We start from the raw sequence: 17,337 nt of genomic DNA, 5'->3' as shown, positions 1-17,337 counted from the left end.
GCTTGGAGTTTTGAGTTTTCAAATCTAATAACTAGAAGTTTCAGTGGCTTTGAGTGCGATCGCATCACTCACTCTACGAACTAAGCACTAGCTTCCGGCGTCGCTGATGACTGTAATTCAGTTCTATGCTCCTGACCGTAGTCATAAGGGCCATGAGTGACAATCGGCAACACTTCCCAGTTTTCAATTGCGGGTGGTGAGCTAGTTGTCCATTCTAAGGTTAAAGCTTGCCAAGGATTATCACCAGCCAAAGGTCCTTTCAACCAACTGTAAATCATGTTGATGGCAAAAGGAATTACCGATATCCCCAAAACAATTGAACCGAAGGTACAAATTTGATTGAGGTCGATAAATTGGGGGTCATACATTGCCACTCGTCGGGGCATTCCTTTCAAACCCAATTCGTGCATGGGTAAGAAAGTAAGATTAGTGCCGATGAAGGTAAGGGCGAAATGAACCCGTCCCCAATTTTCATTCAGCATTCGTCCGGTCATTTTGGGGAACCAGTGATAAATGCCGGCGTAGATGCCAAACACGGAACCGCCAAACAGAACGTAGTGGAAATGTCCGACAACATAATATGTGTCGTGGACGTGAACATCAAAGGGGGCTGTTCCCATCGTTACACCGCTTAAGCCGCCCATGACAAACATGGACAACAAGCCAATGGCGAAAAGCATCGCCGTGGTGAAGCGGATTTTACCACCCCAAAGGGTAGCAACCCAGGCAAAAATCTTCACGCCAGTGGGAACTGCAACTATGAGAGTGGAGATGGTAAAGAACATCCGCATCCAGCCGGGTGTGCCACTGGTAAACATATGGTGTACCCAGACGAACAAACCGACAACGCAGATGGCTACACTAGAGTAAGCGATCGCTTTATAACCAAAGATTGGCTTGCGGGCGTGAACTGGAATTACTTCCGACATGATGCCGAAGATGGGCAGAATCATTAGATATACTGCCGGGTGAGAATAAAACCAGAATAAGTGTTGATAAATTACAACGTTACCGCCTGCATCTGGTTTAAAGAAGGAGGTGCCAAAGTTGAGGTCAAACAACAGCAGAACTAAACCGGCTGCTAATACAGGTGTGGAGAGAAGTGCCAGCAGAGAGGTAGCCAAGATTGCCCAACAAAACAAGGGCACTTGATCCCATTTCATGCTAGGAACCTTCATCATCAAAATGGTGATTACGAAGTTCAGCGAACCCAAAATTGAAGAAGTTCCCACTAAGACGATCGCAAGTATCCACATAGTTTGAGCGATTGGTGCTGTCACCAAACTCAAAGGTGGGTAAGCTGTCCAACCAGATTGGGAACCGCCAAAAATGAAACTACCTAAAATGAGCGCACCTGCTGGGGGATTTAACCAAAAGGCGATCGCGTTCAGCTTCGGGAAAGCCATATCCCTGGCACCAACCATCAACGGCACCAAATAGTTACCAAATCCCCCAATGGCGCTAGGGACAATCCACAGGAAGATCATGATCGTCCCGTGATTGGTCATGAAAGCGTTATACAGATTGGGGTCGAGTACGTCTGCATCTGGTGTTGCTAATTCAACACGCAGAGCAACAGCCATCAGTCCGCCGATGAGATAGAAAACAAACGCCGTCACTAGGTATTGGATACCAATAACCTTGTGGTCAACATTAAATGTAAAATAGTCTTGCCATTTCCACGCCTTCGGATGGGAGGTGTGGCCAATTACCATTTTCGGTTTATTTTCTTCTGGTGGAGTATTCCGTGGAAATTCTACCTGCGTCATATTTTTGTCCTACCCTACGGGAAGCCGCCCTCTGGGCGTCTATGTCGTTTGTCATTTGTCTTCTGTCTTTTGTCCGTTGTCATTTGTCCGTTGTCATTTGAATGACTAATGACCAATGACCAATGACCAATGACTAATGACTCATGACTACTGACTCTAAAGTTGCTGCACTAATTCCCATCTCATGGGTGTGGGGCGCGAGAAACTCTGATGTTGATAAGTCGTCTGGATTAACTGCAACGACTTGATTTATATTTTGTTGTTGAGCAATCTGGTTTTCTGTCCGCCAGCTATCATATTCTTCTGGTGTGTGGACAATTACCTGTGTCCGCATTGAACCGTGATAACCACCGCATAACTCAGCACAAACTACGGGATATGTACCTGGTTTAGTGGCGACAAACCGTAATTCGGTAGGGATACCGGGAAGCGCATCTTGCTTCAGCCTAAAGTTTGGCACCCAGAATGAATGAATTACATCTTGTGCTGAAAGGTTGAGTTGAACATCAGCACCGACGGGTATGTGCAATTCCCCAGAGGTGATGCCACTATCAGGGTAATTAAATAACCAGGCGTACTGTATGCCTTTGACATCAACAACTAAATCGGCTGGTTTATCTAGGTTTTTGGGAGACGCGCCAATACCAATTGTTGGGGCTATTGTTGGGGCAGTTGTTGCTTCTGAGGTATCGCTTAATGTAGCTGCAAGAGCGGTTCCCGACTGATGAGCAACATGAGCGGCTGAATGAGGATGACCCGCAGGCTCAAATCCACCCATTCGGTTAAAAACATCTACGCTGTAGATGCCCAAACCGAGGACAATCACTGTGGGAATTGCTGTCCAAAAGATTTCTAAGGGAACGTTGCCTTCTATTGGCAAACCATCGGTATCATCACCGCGACGGCGACGAAACTTAACCAAAAAAACTACAATTGTTCCTTCTACCACCAAGAAGAGTGCGATCGCAATGGTAAACATGACGTTGAAAAAACCGTCTACCAAAGGCGCTTGTAACGATGCCTGCGCCGGCATGAGAGTGTGGTTTTGACCGATCCAAATGCTGATTGCTGTAACTACTATCCCAGCAACCAGAGTCCATAGTGAAACAGGAATTTGTTGCATACATGCTACCTGCTTTGTAAACCGTCTTTAGAGCTGTTATTTTCTGAGAATTGGGCATTGGGCGTTAGGAGTGCTGAGTGCTGAGTGCTGAGTTAAGAGTTAAGAGTTAAGAGTTAGGAGTTTTGTTTATCTCCTTGTCCCCTTGTCCCCTCATCTCCCTTATCCCCATTCCCTATTCTCCATTTCCTTTTCACTTATTAACTTTCTAACGTGCAGCCATAAAAAATGGGGGAAACTTCCAGATTTTTTCCATATCTTTCCCCCAAAAAATGGCAAATTATATTTCAACTCATACCACAAAGTTAGCCCCCTGCTTTCATAAAAGCTAGTTGTTCCAAGAGGGCACTGTTAGGCCTAATATTGATTAGGCTATATTAGCAGCAAGTTTAAATTTGTTAATAGCTAACATTTTGCAATTCACGGATTTGTTTACTGTGAACTTTTTATTAATTCCAGTAAGTATTGAGTATTCCCCTCAAGTTACCTTGCCTAGCGCATTTGCGCTTTATTCAAACAGTGCCTCCTTCGACGAACAACAATTTTGACTAACTGCAAAAACTTTAATTATTTAAAGCAACGTGGGTGTAGCAGTTCTTTGGACAAATCCGCGAACAAGCTTCACAACCAATACAGTTTTCTGGAGAAGTAACTGCCATTACTTTCCGTTCAATTTCTTCATCATCTTCATCTTCCACAAATTCACCTTCTTCATTGAGCGCCTTCAAGCCAAGCACATTGTATCCGCATACCTTAATGCATCTGCCACAGCCGATACATTTGTCCTTGTCGATTTCCTGAGCGAATTTTGGTGTCCAAGCCTTACCGCCAAATGTCAAACCTGTTAGTTGTGCCATGAATAAATCCTCAGCAATTTTGCCTGTCAATCTGTTGGTGCATTAATCATCATATTATCCTAGTCTTTTATTATTTTGTATTCAAAACTTACTTTTATCACATCAGTTTTCGATGACTTTGAACACAATGCTCAATTGTTTTTTATGTCATTTTATAGATAAAAATTATTGCAAATAATTCTTATGAATATTTAGTATTCTTCGTTCCTATGCTTTACATCTACATACATTCATTGAGCCTCTGGCTAGAGACAGTAGCCCATGAGCAGCGATTTCCATACAGAGGATAAGTAACAAGTTGAGAATTTGAAACCTCTACAGTTGAGTAAAGCTTCATATCTATGTGATTTATAGCTGCTGATTTAACTATTATTTCCAGCAAATGCAACTATATCTCTAAGAGTAATGATATTCTTTTTCAAATATTTTTAGGCTTAGGCAAATAAGTTTGGATAAAAAGTATACATATATACCAAAATAAATGTTCGCTAGTTACATTTTGATATATACAATATGTATTTTAGAAAGCAACAATTTTCAATTTAGTTTGATTTAAATATTTAGATAAATGATGACAAAAGGAATATTTGTATTTCATTTGAATACACAAAATTAATTTATAAAGGAACTGTAAAGTTTATGGCAGAATATGATCGTGCCTTAAATATTAAAATTATTAACAAATCAGAGGAAGCTCAAGTATAGGAGGCTCAAAGATTTAGAAAAAATATTTTGTTTAAGGTTTTATCGTCAAAGCTAAAATGTTCATTAAGTACTAAATTAAATAAATGTTAAGAGTTTTTTCCAAGCTCAATACGAACAAAATAATCATTTTTATCATGAAATGTATAGTTAATAAGAAGTTTTATTAGGCTATTTTTGAAGCAAATAGCTTGTACTTGGATACGAATTTAACAAGTGGATGTGGGAATTGAATGTGGTGAGAAAAGATTATTCTCACTAGAAATATCGTGTGGTAGCGAGTCATGAATAAACAGGACTCATCCAGGGGAGAACTGAGCCAGACATCTCAACGATTAGAGTGGGAAAAGAGCCAAACCAAATGCCTTATACAATTCCTAACAACAGTTGCGTTGGATGTGACAACTGCCGCCCCCAATGTCCTACGGGTGCAATCAGAATAGAGGACAATGAATACTGGGTCGATCCTGGTCTTTGTAACAATTGCGAGGGCTATTATTCAGAACCGCAATGTGTAATAGCTTGTCCAACTAATTCTCCTATTCCTTGGCAGGCGAAAAAGGGAAGATGCAAAGTTGAACCAAGAGATGCTAGCAGCTTAGACTTGTTTTCTAATGGTAAGAATAATCCATTTGCTTCAGCGATCGCAATTTGGGAAGCTTGTAATGTATTAGCGCAGCGCACATCCCTACACTGGGAAACTGATGAAGAAGGTTACATCAGTTACAGCCGACAAGTCAATCAAGGCCGAGGTGCGATCGCTTTTCACATCCAAGATCCCTTCAAGGTTAACGACAAGGCCACAGATATAGCAGCAATTGAGGGGCTTGACATCAGAGCCGCTTGCATACATCTAATTTTTGCAGCTTATGCTACAGCTTTAGATCAACCTTGGGAGCAAGAATTTGCGATCGATGAGCGACAAATCGAGAAATATTTGGGGATGGAGAAACGCAAAGATTTAAGCAAAGCTGCCAAGCTAGCTTTAATGAAAAATATCGTTCAGCAAGCTTGCTCCCTAATTATCTCCATTGACTGGCCCCAACAAGGCCGAATTAACGGATTCTCTCTTGTCGGTAGCCGCTTATGGCATTTAGTAGATATTCAGCACCACTTCCAGGAAGATAATCTCGGATGCAAATATCTGATTGGGCTAACTTTTAAAGTCAAAGCAGGTTTATGGGCGCAATATTTCTTAAACAAACAAGCGTGTAAAGAGCGAACCGCATTCTATCAATATGGCAGTCTCCCCAAAACACTGCTAACCACAGTCATGAGTATTTGGCAGCAACATGAAGGCGCAGTTCGACTAATGCTGTGGCTGCTGTTTAAAACCAAAATGGGTAAAGAACAACGCATCACCATTCCTACCTTGCTGCGTATTGCTTACGGTGAGGAAAAAGTCGCCCTTGCATCCAGACAACGGGAAGAACGCAAACGTCTGTTGCGAACCTTTGAAAGCGATTTAGAAATTCTCAATCACTATGGAATGAAGCCACTTTTCGATCCAGTTACTTATCCACCAGAAATTCAACCTTTGTGGGCAAAATTAATCGATCTTCCTGAAGATCCAGATGAAGCATTAGAATTTTGGACTAATGACGGAGGTGCTGAAACTCGCCTCACAGACACAGGCCCCCGTGGTAAATGGAATCTGCTAATGAATGCGCGGATTTTAGCTTTTGAACTCCCACCAGAATGGGAACAGCAAATCTCAGAATCGGAAAAAAAGCAACGACGAACTGCTAAAACCAAAAGGAAGCCCAAAGCTACAAACGATTTGCTAGGCGAACAGATTTTGCAAGCGCGAAAAAATTTGAATCTCTCCCAAAGAGAATTGGCAAAACTTACAGGTAAAAGCCAAAGCTGGATTCGAGATATTGAAAATGGTCGTTTAAAAGCCAAATTAGAAGACCAAGTACTGTTACGAAAAGTCTTAAATATGGCTCCATCTTGATTCAATATTTGGAATTTAAACGCACAGGGGCATAGATATTTTATTACGAATTTGTGCAGTATTATACTAAATACTCAATACAGCATTTCATTAATTCGTAGCGAACTAAACTTAGCAAAACTCTGCGTTACTTTGCGCTTCCCTTGGCGTCCCTCTGCGTTTAAAAACTCTCCACTTCTATGTACTATAACTCATTACCTTACTAGAAGTAATCCAAAAACTACCGACAGCATATTTAGTAACTACCAACTCTCGTGTAGCATTGCATGAACTCTTCAGTTGTTGAGTCTTGGTTTCATCTTTCACAAGTTTAGCCTGGTAAGTGTAGAGAGAACCACAAGGTTGTTCAAAACTAAGTTCAGCTAAGATAGTACTGTTGTCTAAACTTTGCTCTAAAATTTTGCCTGCAACTTTGTAGTTAAACCAATCCCATCCTTTATAGAGGATTAACTCTCTTTCCAAAACCTGAAGTGCAGCAGGGAGAATTCCCCAGCCTCGATAGACTTGATGTAAGCATTGAATATCGCCAGTACGAGTCAAAATCGATCTAAATGAATCTCGATCGAGACGACCATAATATCTTCCTTCTGGCAAGTCTATTACTGTTGGTGCAAACCGATGTCCACCAAAGTGCGATGATTTCCAAATTCGCACATTATCTAAGCACAAATCAGCATTACTCGCTGTTATTTGGAAGTAAAAAGGAGCGCCATATCTTGCACAACACTTATCATGGCTGCCGTGCGTACAAACTAAAATATCTCTAGTTCTACTAGTTTCTACTTCCAAATTAGAATCGATACCCCATATCCATTTTTGGACAACTCCTGCTACTTGCTCAATATTTGCTAGCTGAAACTCCTGCTTATGGTATCCATTACTTAGCCCCTCTTCTTTTTGATAAATCAAAAGCGTAGTGTGATTTACCTTGTGTGATAAATCATTAGCAATTAGGAGAAATCTAATCGGCAGTTTCGCACGTTTAACTTCTTCTACCAAAATCCTCAAATTCTGAGGCACCCACTTGGAGTTAAAGGCTTCTGATGTCCAAGGTAAAGGACACTCAACTAAAATATAAGTTTGATAATTGGTGGCACTACCAATAACATCTTCTCCTACTTGCCGCGAATCATCAGAACAAAAAAAGGTATTCATCTCGCTGTACTCATTAGCATATTTTATGGACAAAAGGTATTACAAAATACAATTGTGTTCTTAGCTACAATATCCTTGGCTCAAGGAGATAAAAAAGAACAATATTCATTTCCTAGCTAAAACTAGGTAGCCACTTTATAACATCATTATTGCTCGAGGTCTTTCCGGTTAATAAATTCTCCACAATAAAGATAAATAGTGTCAAGAGATATTTTTCCGTATGAGTGGCGTTAATTTTGTATCTAGTTTTATTGTTATTTGGTATTTAATAAATTTTCATTAGCGGAAACTTAGTTTTTCTGAACTTGGTGTCTTTGGCAAAATCAAATATATTAAATCTAGTACATAGACGCAAAGCAACTTGGAGAGTTACCGACGATTAACTTGCTTACAATATTGATGTAGCTGATACTACAATCAAAAATATTCCTAGCAGTAACCTAGTTGTTTAAAGTTTTGCTGAAGTTATCTACATAGCTAATTACATATCCTGTTTTTACATATAAAGATATAATTCAGTGCCGTTCATCTGAAAAATATATTCCTAAAAGTAGATGCGAAAACATTTAATAAACAGAAATCGCTTTGGTAAGCCAATACTGTTTTAAGACTTGTTCCACACTATCTGCTTTCAATTTATCTATCGAATTATCCATATTGCAAATAATTCTCAATAACTTGAGAAAATAAAAAATGTCAAATTAGGGGTAAATGATTTAATTCCCCGTACTCCATCTGCGATAAGTTAATAATTAAAAGTAGTGACTAATTATTAGCACTGTCACTGACATTAACATTAACAAATTTGCTATTTAGCGTTTTACCTAATCTAACTTCCCGAAGCTTGTGTCAGGGTTTGATGATAGGCATCTGTTTTGACTGTAACTGAAGTCAATAAGAAATGCAAGTTTTTAAGAATCTTTATAACTTCTTTACAGTGTGTTGCCTCTAGGACATTGCTTAAATCAAGGTGAACAGGCATTTCATAGTCAGGATAACCCACTACAACAAGCATTGAGAGTTTCAATATAATAGATAAAGTTTTGCAATTGTGACAAATTGTTGCTAGTAAAAGCGCACTTACTAGTTCAAATATCTGTAGCTATGGCGATCGCATATTTCTACTTTCACGCAGAATTGAATCATTTTTTACCACGGCATCACAAACAGGTGAGAATCTCTCATTTGTTTGAGGAAAAAGCCTCAATTAAGGACATGATTGAGTCGTTGGGTGTCCCTCATCCAGAGGTGGATTCGATAAATGTTAATGGTGAATATGTAAATTTTTCTTACATAGTTTCCGATGGAGACACTATCAATGTTTATCCAATTACAGCTAGGAGCCTTATTATACCAAGCGTTTCTGTTTTACCAAAACCGCTCAGTATTATCCGCTTTGTTTTAGATATTCATTTGGGGAAGCTTGCGACATCTTTACGACTTTTAGGTTTTAATACTTTATACCGCAATGACTACGAGGACGAGAAATTAGCCCAAATATCTTATACTCAAGCGCGGATTCTCTTGACTCGTGATAAAGGTCTATTGATGCGTAGTTTGGTAACGTATGGGTATTATGTTAGAAACACTAACCCTGAACAACAAATTATAGAAGTACTGCAACGCTTCGACTTGTTTGAATTAATCTCACCATTTAAACGGTGTTTGCGTTGCAATGGATTATTAGAATCTGTAGATAAACAATCCATCATTGAACAAGTGCCAGAAAAGGTGCGATCGCAGGTTGATGAATTCCAGCGTTGCCAAGACTGCGATCGCATTTATTGGAAAGGTTCACATTATGAACGATTACAACAGTTTATTGATGGAGTACTCAACTCACAAAAACGTGAGTAACTATTTACCCATTACCCAGCTGAAATATTTCCACTGATTATTTGACTACCCCCGATTCTGGGATCTTCATCTTCGCGATTCAAATCATCAGGAGTGGGATTTTGCTTACTCTGTCCACTAACTTCTTCTGGTTCAATGGGATCTGCCTCTTGAGCTTTATCAATATCAAGAGAGCGAGGAGGTTCTTTGGCGTGAGAGAAATCGATAAGTGGATCGGGTTGCTCAGTAGTCATGAGTTGCTAAATAATAGTGTAGTTTTTTCTAGTGTTAAATGTATCTTGAGTGCAAACATCTTTCTTCAGAAAGAAACTACGTTGTGTGATGGTGTAATAAAAGGTGAGTGAATGACATTAATTTGAGTTCTCGATTTTGGTGGGTGGTGCGTCAGGCGGCGCGGGAGACGGCTTTGCCAGAAATTGATTTTGAAATTGTGCCGACAGTTCTGGGGGATGATGCGCCATTGTGGGGCGGTGTGGCGATCGCTTCTATGACAATCCCGAATTTGTAAATGGGCGAGGCGTGGAGCGAGATGCAAACAGAATTAGTTATTTTTGATTGTGATGGAGTGTTAGTAGACAGCGAGGGATTAAGCAATCGCGTTCTTGTGGAATTTGTCGCTGAGTTTGGACTTGCAATGAAACTTGAAGAAGCCATTTTGTTATTTAAGGGTTGCAAAATGGCTGATTGTGTTGCTGTCGTTGAGCAAAGACTTGGGAAAAAGATGCCGCAAGATTTTGTAACTCAGCTTCGTACCCGTACTGCTGAGGCATTCGAGCGTGAACTACGTCCTGTAGAAGGAATAGAAGCAGCTTTAGACAAGATTAATCTACCTATTTGCGTTGCTTCCAGTGGGCCACCGGAAAAAATTAAGTTAGCTTTGCGTTTAACTAACCTACTCCCTCGATTTGAAGGACGTATCTTTAGCTCATATAAAATTGGAAGTTGGAAGCCAGCACCTGACTTATTCTTATATGCAGCTAAAAATATGGGAATTCAAGCTGCATCCTGTACGGTTGTAGAAGATAGCGTTTTGGGTGTACGTGCAGGTGTTGCTGCTGGCATGAGAGTTTTAGGTTACACCGAGCAAAGTGAGGCTAATTTACTTGAGGCATCTGGAGCGCGTGTCTTTTACTCCATGCAGCAATTGCCTTCTTTGTTGTTACACCATTAAACTTATAATTATGAGTTTTATGTAACAATTAACACTCAAAGCGATATTAAAATATTTTCTTTAATTTAAACCTACTATTACTGTTGAATATTTTGACTTTTCAAAGCTGGCTTTAATCGCTTTAAATTGTTCCCAACTTAACCCATGTCGAAAGAAACGTTGTTCTTCTGGTAAATTAACAGAATTTTCTAACGTTTGAGTAATAATATTTTTACTCTCTCAGTTAGTAGTCACAAAATTTATCTAATTTCCATTTTAAGTCAAAACTAAATTATCTCGATGAATCACGGTTTCTGCACCGGCATAACCTAAAATTGTGGAAATTTCTCGTGAATGGCGCCCAGAAATCTTTTGTAGTTCATTGCTGTTGTAATTTACAAGTCCTCTAGCAATTTCGTTACCGTTTATGTCACACAATTGCACGGCATCCTGTGTATCAAACTCTCCTTCTACTAGCTTAATTCCAGCTGCTAATAAGGATTTTCCCGCTAGAGAAATTGCCGCGATCGCACCTTCATCTAAATACAATTTCCCCGCAGGTACAAGTCCGTAAGCTATCCAACGTTTACGCGCCGAAGTTGGTTCGGGTTGCGGTTCAAAATGGGTTCCAATCAGTTCGCCTTGGATAATTTTTTCGATATTCCGGGGAAATCGCCCTTGGGTAATGACGGTACGGACTCCCGCTGCGATCGCAATCCTCGCAGCCGAAATTTTTGTCACCATCCCACCAGTACCCCACCGAGAACCTTGGGAACCTATTTGTAATTGAGCTAATTCTTTAATGCTACTAACTAGAGCGATCGGCCGCGCATCTGGCACGGAACGGGGATCGGCTGAGTATAGCCGATCAACATCGGTGAGCAAAAATAGCCAATCTGCTTCTATTAAGCTGGCAACTAATGCCGAAAGAGTGTCATTATCACCAAATTTTAGTTCGTCTATTGCTACGGTATCATTTTCATTTACTATGGGGATCACTCCCAGTCCCAGTAGTTCTTGAAAGGTGTTGTAGGCATTGAGATAGCGGCTGCGCTGTACCAAGTCACTACGAGTTAATAATACTTGGGCGATCGCCTGCTGCAAGGTAGTAAATAAATCATCGTAGATCCGAATTAACCTGCCTTGCCCAACTGCTGCTACAGCCTGTTTGAGTGCGATCGCTTTAGGACGTTCAGTTAAACCCAACCGCGCACAACCCACGCCCACAGCACCAGAAGAAACCAAAATCACCCGATGTCCTTGGCGTCTTAAATTGCAGAGTGTTTCCGCCAAAGTAGCAATGGTAGAAAGTGCTAATTGTCCCGTTTCTGGTTGAGTTAGGCTGGAAGTACCGATTTTAATAACAATTGTTAGTGGCATCTAAAAAGTGAGGAGTTAGGAGTTAGGAGTTAGGAGTTGAATTTAATTTAATTCATAACTCATAACTTCTAACTCCTAACTCAATTTGTAAAGCGTCAATCCCTCTATAGTGAAGGTTGACGCTTTACGGAAGTATATTTACTTAGTATGAGTTAGGGTCTTTTTTGGCTGACCCCATGTTATTAATACTTATGATCCCCGATTTTTTGGTTCCAGTAAGATTCCTTAACCATTTCTTTAGATTTACTTTCCTGACGATTTCTCAACTTTTGTGAATCTTAGTTTTCTTGGGGGTAATAGATGCTCCCAAAATTTCAGATATCCAAACTTCAAAGTTGCGGACGGGATGAGAGCGCAGAGCTACGTCGGCATGAACAATCGGTTCGACTAGAATAGTAAACATCCCCAGGCGATTACCTGCTATGACATCGGTAAACAAGCGATCGCCTACCATCCCCACTTGATGTACTGGTAAATCCATTCCCCTAAGTGCTGCTCTAATTTTGCGTCGGGAAGGCTTGGCTGCACCTAAGTAGTAAGGCAAGTTGAGCGATCGCGCAATTCCACCAATTCGTGCCTCACTGAGGTTGTTACTCACCAAGCACAGTGCAGTACAGGTACGGATTTGCTCCACCCACTCTCGTAGTTCTGGGGAAGCTATCCCGACTGTAAAAGGTACTAAAGTTTCATCTACATCCAATACCAGCCCTTTAAGCCCGTATTTTTGGATAATATCTGGTGTTAGGTTCAACACTGAACCCTCTAAAATCAAGTCAGGTTGCAAAAGGTTGTTCCAGGCCATAGTCACCAGTCAAATTTAAATAGCTCAGACAAATGAGCATAACCCAATATAGTTTAGTTAGTCGAACTCCATCCTGGAATATCTCCCTGAACATTTTGAGATAAAATCCCTAAAATCTTATCTATCTCTTTGATGTAATAATTATTTAAATCAATAAATATATCGTTTTCTTTTAATTTCAAAAACTTCCAAATATCCCCTGTTGTTACCGCACCGTAAATTTTTCTGATTTCATTGCCTTCTTGTTGATTAAACAATTGTGCTGCCAACATTGCGGCTGCACATTGACCTAATCCACCTGTAATATTTTCATTTTTGGCTTTAATAATAACCACCACAGGCACATTAATTGTTAGTTGCTCTTTAGAACGACTAATGATAAAGTCACAGTATCCATTCAAACTTTTTCTGCATCTACATTAAAGTCTGTTCCCGAAAATAAGCTAATTGGATAATTAGCTCTGCGTCTTACCTCCAACAATATCGGAGTGATAATCATTTCTGAACGAGCTTTTTCAGTATTAATTGCTAAAGCCAGTTCCGTAGTTTCTTCTAAAGAATTTTTGAGTTTCTCACTTGCTTGTAAAGGTTCTATGTCAGCACATAAATCAGCTTCTTCATCAATGCGGATGCTGAACGACTTTTTAAATTTACTTAATGTAAAATCGCTATAAGCCATTTTCAGCACCTCATACCAATTTTAGATTTATAGCCGTAGTCACATAGGTTAGGACAGTGTTGATTGCTCAAAGGCTTGAAACGACCGGGTTCTTACTCAGCACTCAGCACTCAGCACTCAGCACTTTGCTATAGATCGTGGAATTGAAAATCACGACCAAAATGCTCGTTCCAGAATCTTAAACAATACTAATTGTGCCAATTTAGTGTCAATTTTCCATAGCTTCCAGATTTAATGGGACATGGTAAAAGGTTGAGGTAGATTTTGATTACAATGAAAATTCACAATTAAAAATTCAAAATGTAACATTTTCATTTTGAATTTTTAATCTTATTCCACTTCATTAAAAAGATGTTCTTCTAAGAGAGGTTGCACTTTACGAAACTCCTCTGGAGAAAGTAATTCTGGCTCACCTGTTTTTGTTATCCGTGCAAAAAACAACAAGGGATCTAGAGGTGTATAAATTGCATACTCCTGATCTTCATCATAGAAGCTAGCGAGTAGCTGTAATTGTTCTGGCTCTAAATCTTCCCCTTCGTCTTCGATTTCTAAGGTAAAGAGTTCTGATTCTTCAACTGGCGGTAAATCACCTGCAACTGTCAGAGCATAAGCTGTGTTCTTCAATATCAGGTTCTGTTCAGATAGCACAGCTTGGGCATTAGCAAAAATTTGCTCAATGATGGCGTCATCTTCTACCAGAACCGCTTCTTCTTCCTCACCGTCACCTTCCCAAGAAAAAATTTCTACAGGTGAGTCTACAGGAAGAAGCAAAACGTATTCTTGCTCATCAACCTCAAGGCGATGCTCTATATAACAGTCGAGCGATCGCCCTTTGTCATCGGTTAAAGTTATGGAACCCGCATGAGCGTTATCATTTTCTTCAGGAAATGGAGAGGAAAACATAGCCGAAATGTAGAAATTTAATAAATACCAGCAACTTTGGAAATCGCTTAACTATTTAGCGACATATTTATTATGTCAACCAAATAGCTTTATACGTAGATACAACCGCTGGCTAATCGTTTTCAGAATATCATGTTAAAAGGTATCAATACTCAATAGCTACAACTGAACTGCGGGAGCTGGCACGCTTAACATCCAGCCATTGTTGCAAAATCAAAGCGGCTGCCTTGCGGTCAATTAAACCTTTATGGCGTGATGGGGAGCACTTTTCAGCTATCAGCAGTTGCTCTGCTTGAAATGAAGTTAATCGTTCATCCATGTATTCCACAGGCAGGTTTAGTGCCTTAGCAAGTCTTGTAGTAAATTTCTGAACTTGACGAGCCTGAAATCCTAGTGAGCCATCCATTGAATAAGGTAAGCCCATAATTAGAATTTGCACCTCACGTTCATTAACTATTTGTCGGATTCGCTCGACATCTTGCTCAAAAGATGCACGTTCAATTGTGGTGATACCCGTGGCAATTAAACCCGTGCGATCGCACCCAGCTACACCAATCCGCTTGCGACCAAAATCTAGTCCCAAGGCTGAAATAAACGGTTTTGGTTGCTCTTGGGATATCACACTAATTCTCCTGCTGTCCATCTGCTGATTCAGCAATCGGCGATGTTTCTATAGTAGGGTTTTGGTTTTTTACCGAAAAGTTAATCGGTTCTGGCTTGCTTGGCAGAGGCTTATCGGATGATGGCAGATTTCCTGGTTGTATCCATGACATCCCACCTGGTATAGGTTTACGAGTAGGTTGTAGACCTTGTAGCATATCAGTCCACTGGATGCCTTCTAAGGAAACGAATTTCGACTCTCTTAACTTGTGCCACACAGAGCGAGACATGACTAATGTATGTTCTATGCGTTTTGCCCCTATTCGCTCCAAATATTCTTCTCGCTCTGCCTGATAGTCTGAGGAGGCTAGTTGTAACCCTTGCTGGGGAAAATCTTGGGCAATGCGAGCTAGTTGAGAGAGTAATTCTGGATAAAGCCAGGTGTAAGCAGGATGAACTGTCAGCGTTGCAACATGGGGAACTTCACCCTTGCGATCGAGTTGCACCTGAAAATAACCGATCGCAGCTTTGCGTTGCGGTTCAAATACGTAACCACTGATTACTTCTGTTTTAGTCAGCCATTGCTTCACTGCATCAGTTAAAGCACCAAATAAACTGGTTTTAAAGTCGCGGGTATTACGGTCAAAAACCTGACGTACCAAAGGTGGCATCGATGCCGTATCTAGTTGATATAGCAACTGGGCATCAGCATTGCTCACTGGCAATAGGTTGGGCAAGTCTGGCTCTGCTTGTGCTAATTCAGCCAGTAATTCTGGCCCAATTTCCCAGTATGTCATTTCTGCCAAACGCTGGAATCCATTTTGCCGATATAGTGCCAGCGCCTCTATGTCATTGATGTTAACTTCTAGTAGCCAAGTGCGAGCTTCTAAAATCGACTCAAAGCAATGACGCAAAAGTTGCGAACCAATTCCTTGTTTATCTACACCACGCTCTAGTAGCACTTGATCGATCCGCCAAGTACTGCGTGTGCGGTTAAAGGGTGACACTTGAATCATTCCTAAAAGTATCCGCCCTTGCTCTGCGACAAAAGCACAGAGGCGATACTGTAGCGGGTTAGGAAACCAACTTAAAAATTTGAGTAATCCATACCAGCGACGCAGCCTTTGCATCTGGCTGATGGCAAAACCTGCTCCCTTCGGAGTAAGGGCTGCGAATGACTCTTGAGTTATGCGCTCAATGCCGTCCAGATCCCGGTATTGGACTGGTCGGATAACAACGCTGAGGTTTCTGGGAAGTAATGAAGTCATTTTTATTCGAGCCGCCATTTAGCCTTAACTAACTGCTCTTCAAAGGAAGGAACTGCTGCAATAATCTTAACTAGTTTCTGCTCTCTACTATTGTGCCAAAAGGGTGATTTTAGTAACTTAATACTTAAAAAGCAGAAAAAGCAGACCTTGTGAGAACACCATTGGCATTGACCCAACAACATCTGCCCTTATTTTATTTGAATTTTGATTAAAATTTGTATATATTTTATAACCCTTGCCGAGAAACTAGCTTTTCAAAGTGGGCTTGGGTTTGATGGAGTAATTGGTGGCGACTATCTACTAGTGTTTGCTTCAGCGTTGGAACAAGATTGCGAGCTTGTAAAGTCATGTGAAGTTGCAGGTTGGCAACATATTCACTGAAATCTTGATTCATTTCATCTGCGCCCGCATCTGTTAATAAATTTGATTCCATTGCCACTGTGTTCTCCTGTGTTAATCCTGTGCTGTCTCTCTTCATGACCAAAAATTATCACGTTGTTTGGACTAACTTCTTAATTTGCAATGAAGTTTAACGCTTCTTAGAATAGCGTGCCCTTTAAAATCTCAAACCAACACCACCTTGTACGGAGATAGCTGTACCACTGCTATCTCGGTAGGCATCAAAAGCAATAATGGCATTGCCAAAAAGGACAGTATTGCTATTTGGGATCATATAATCGATGCCCGGTTGTAAAGCAAAACTAATTTTGTCACCCACCGGAGAAGAACCACCACCACCAGCCAATACTAATCCAGCGCCCAAGTAGGCATCAGCTTGCCAGTTGAGAGGGAAATCGTAAGAAACTGTTGGTACAACTGCTGTATTATTACCAATTAAAACTTGGGCGCGGAGTGAAATTGGTGCTTCCAAAAGCTTGTAGCGCCCCGCGATTACTCCCCCAAATTGGATACCATCGGTAAAACCAACAGTGGGGCCGATACCAATATAACTGCCATAAGCTACTTGAGCTTGTGCTGGTTTAGTACTAACCAGACTCAAGACCAAACCAGCCCCCAAAACTGAAACCAAAGATGGAATATACTTCATAACCAACTCCTCACACCAATTTGTCATTTGTCATTTGTCATTTGTCATTGGTAATTGGGCATGGGGCATCGGTTATTCTCTACCTGCCCC

General features: G+C 40.6%; 15 protein-coding genes and 2 pseudogenes. 4 read left to right on the top strand and 13 right to left on the bottom strand.

Going from position 1 to position 17,337, the window contains the following annotated elements; translation table 11 throughout:
• Positions 1-80: 80 nt before the first annotated feature.
• From ctaD to fdxB, 3 genes are all read right to left on the bottom strand, one after another.
• The gene (ctaD, locus tag RMY27_RS07465; RefSeq protein WP_100900574.1) at positions 81-1,769 is read right to left on the bottom strand and encodes a cytochrome c oxidase subunit I; all 1,689 of its coding nucleotides are present in this window, start codon (positions 1,767-1,769) and stop codon (positions 81-83) included.
• Between the two features lie 133 nt (positions 1,770-1,902).
• On the bottom strand, positions 1,903-2,892 hold the full coding sequence (locus RMY27_RS07460; RefSeq protein WP_322661834.1) for a cytochrome c oxidase subunit II: 990 nt from the start codon (positions 2,890-2,892) through the stop codon (positions 1,903-1,905).
• 560 nt (positions 2,893-3,452) lie between these two features.
• A complete protein-coding gene (gene fdxB / locus RMY27_RS07455) occupies positions 3,453-3,746 on the bottom strand; it encodes a ferredoxin III, nif-specific (protein ID WP_322661831.1) in 294 nt (97 codons plus the stop codon).
• Positions 3,747-4,809: 1,063 nt separating this feature from the next.
• On the opposite strand from fdxB, the gene RMY27_RS07450 reads away from it, so the two are divergent.
• Positions 4,810-6,405, top strand: coding sequence for a helix-turn-helix domain-containing protein (locus tag RMY27_RS07450; protein WP_322661829.1), 1,596 nt, complete (start codon positions 4,810-4,812; stop codon positions 6,403-6,405).
• A 177-nt stretch (positions 6,406-6,582) separates the two neighbouring features.
• On the opposite strand, the gene RMY27_RS07445 is transcribed toward RMY27_RS07450, so the two are convergent.
• Entirely contained in the window at positions 6,583-7,560 is a 978-nt protein-coding gene (locus RMY27_RS07445) for a sucrase ferredoxin (protein ID WP_322661827.1), read from the bottom strand.
• Positions 7,561-8,664: 1,104 nt separating this feature from the next.
• Here RMY27_RS07445 and RMY27_RS07440 point away from each other — a divergent pair.
• Positions 8,665-9,417 (top strand): Mut7-C RNAse domain-containing protein, encoded by a 753-nt coding sequence (locus tag RMY27_RS07440; protein WP_322662025.1) that lies wholly within the window; start codon positions 8,665-8,667, stop codon positions 9,415-9,417.
• An 11-nt stretch (positions 9,418-9,428) separates the two neighbouring features.
• Here the strand turns inward: RMY27_RS07440 and RMY27_RS07435 are convergent, their stop codons facing one another.
• Positions 9,429-9,650, bottom strand: coding sequence for a hypothetical protein (locus tag RMY27_RS07435; protein WP_094352655.1), 222 nt, complete (start codon positions 9,648-9,650; stop codon positions 9,429-9,431).
• A 134-nt stretch (positions 9,651-9,784) separates the two neighbouring features.
• Between RMY27_RS07435 and RMY27_RS07430 the strand changes: the two are divergent.
• A pseudogene (locus RMY27_RS07430) lies at positions 9,785-9,925 on the top strand (ROK family protein); the annotation flags it as partial.
• Positions 9,926-10,588, top strand: coding sequence for an HAD family hydrolase (locus tag RMY27_RS07425; RefSeq protein WP_322661824.1), 663 nt, complete (start codon positions 9,926-9,928; stop codon positions 10,586-10,588).
• A gap of 255 nt (positions 10,589-10,843) precedes the next feature.
• On the opposite strand, the gene proB is transcribed toward RMY27_RS07425, so the two are convergent.
• The 8 genes and pseudogenes from proB to RMY27_RS07385 all read right to left on the bottom strand — a co-directional run bounded on the left by proB (position 10,844) and on the right by RMY27_RS07385 (position 17,247).
• Positions 10,844-11,947, bottom strand: coding sequence for a glutamate 5-kinase (gene proB, locus RMY27_RS07420; RefSeq protein ID WP_322661822.1), 1,104 nt, complete (start codon positions 11,945-11,947; stop codon positions 10,844-10,846).
• 262 nt (positions 11,948-12,209) lie between these two features.
• Positions 12,210-12,749 (bottom strand): YqeG family HAD IIIA-type phosphatase, encoded by a 540-nt coding sequence (locus RMY27_RS07415; protein WP_322661820.1) that lies wholly within the window; start codon positions 12,747-12,749, stop codon positions 12,210-12,212.
• Between the two features lie 53 nt (positions 12,750-12,802).
• Positions 12,803-13,428 (bottom strand): annotated as a pseudogene (locus tag RMY27_RS07410) (hypothetical protein).
• Positions 13,429-13,758: 330 nt separating this feature from the next.
• Complete coding sequence (locus tag RMY27_RS07405; RefSeq protein ID WP_292739658.1) at positions 13,759-14,331, bottom strand: DUF3727 domain-containing protein; 573 nt, start codon at positions 14,329-14,331, stop codon at positions 13,759-13,761.
• 145 nt (positions 14,332-14,476) lie between these two features.
• Positions 14,477-14,974: a Holliday junction resolvase RuvX gene (gene ruvX, locus RMY27_RS07400; RefSeq protein ID WP_322661819.1), complete on the bottom strand. Its 498-nt coding sequence runs from the start codon at positions 14,972-14,974 to the stop codon at positions 14,477-14,479.
• Entirely contained in the window at positions 14,955-16,199 is a 1,245-nt protein-coding gene (locus RMY27_RS07395; protein WP_322661818.1) for a GNAT family N-acetyltransferase, read from the bottom strand. The genes ruvX and RMY27_RS07395 overlap by 20 nt, the downstream gene beginning before the upstream one ends.
• 226 nt (positions 16,200-16,425) lie before the next feature.
• The gene (locus RMY27_RS07390; RefSeq protein WP_104907762.1) at positions 16,426-16,632 is read right to left on the bottom strand and encodes a hypothetical protein; all 207 of its coding nucleotides are present in this window, start codon (positions 16,630-16,632) and stop codon (positions 16,426-16,428) included.
• Between the two features lie 123 nt (positions 16,633-16,755).
• Positions 16,756-17,247, bottom strand: a complete 492-nt coding sequence (locus RMY27_RS07385) for a hypothetical protein (RefSeq protein WP_289798406.1) — start codon at positions 17,245-17,247, stop codon at positions 16,756-16,758.
• Between the last annotated feature and the right edge of the window lie 90 nt (positions 17,248-17,337).

The sequence above is a fragment of the Nostoc sp. DedQUE09 genome (assembly GCF_034530915.1).
Taxonomy (GTDB): Bacteria; Cyanobacteriota; Cyanobacteriia; order Cyanobacteriales; family Nostocaceae; genus Nostoc.
Note: the sequence above shows the minus strand (reverse complement) of the source record. Positions and strands in the feature narration are given on the sequence as shown.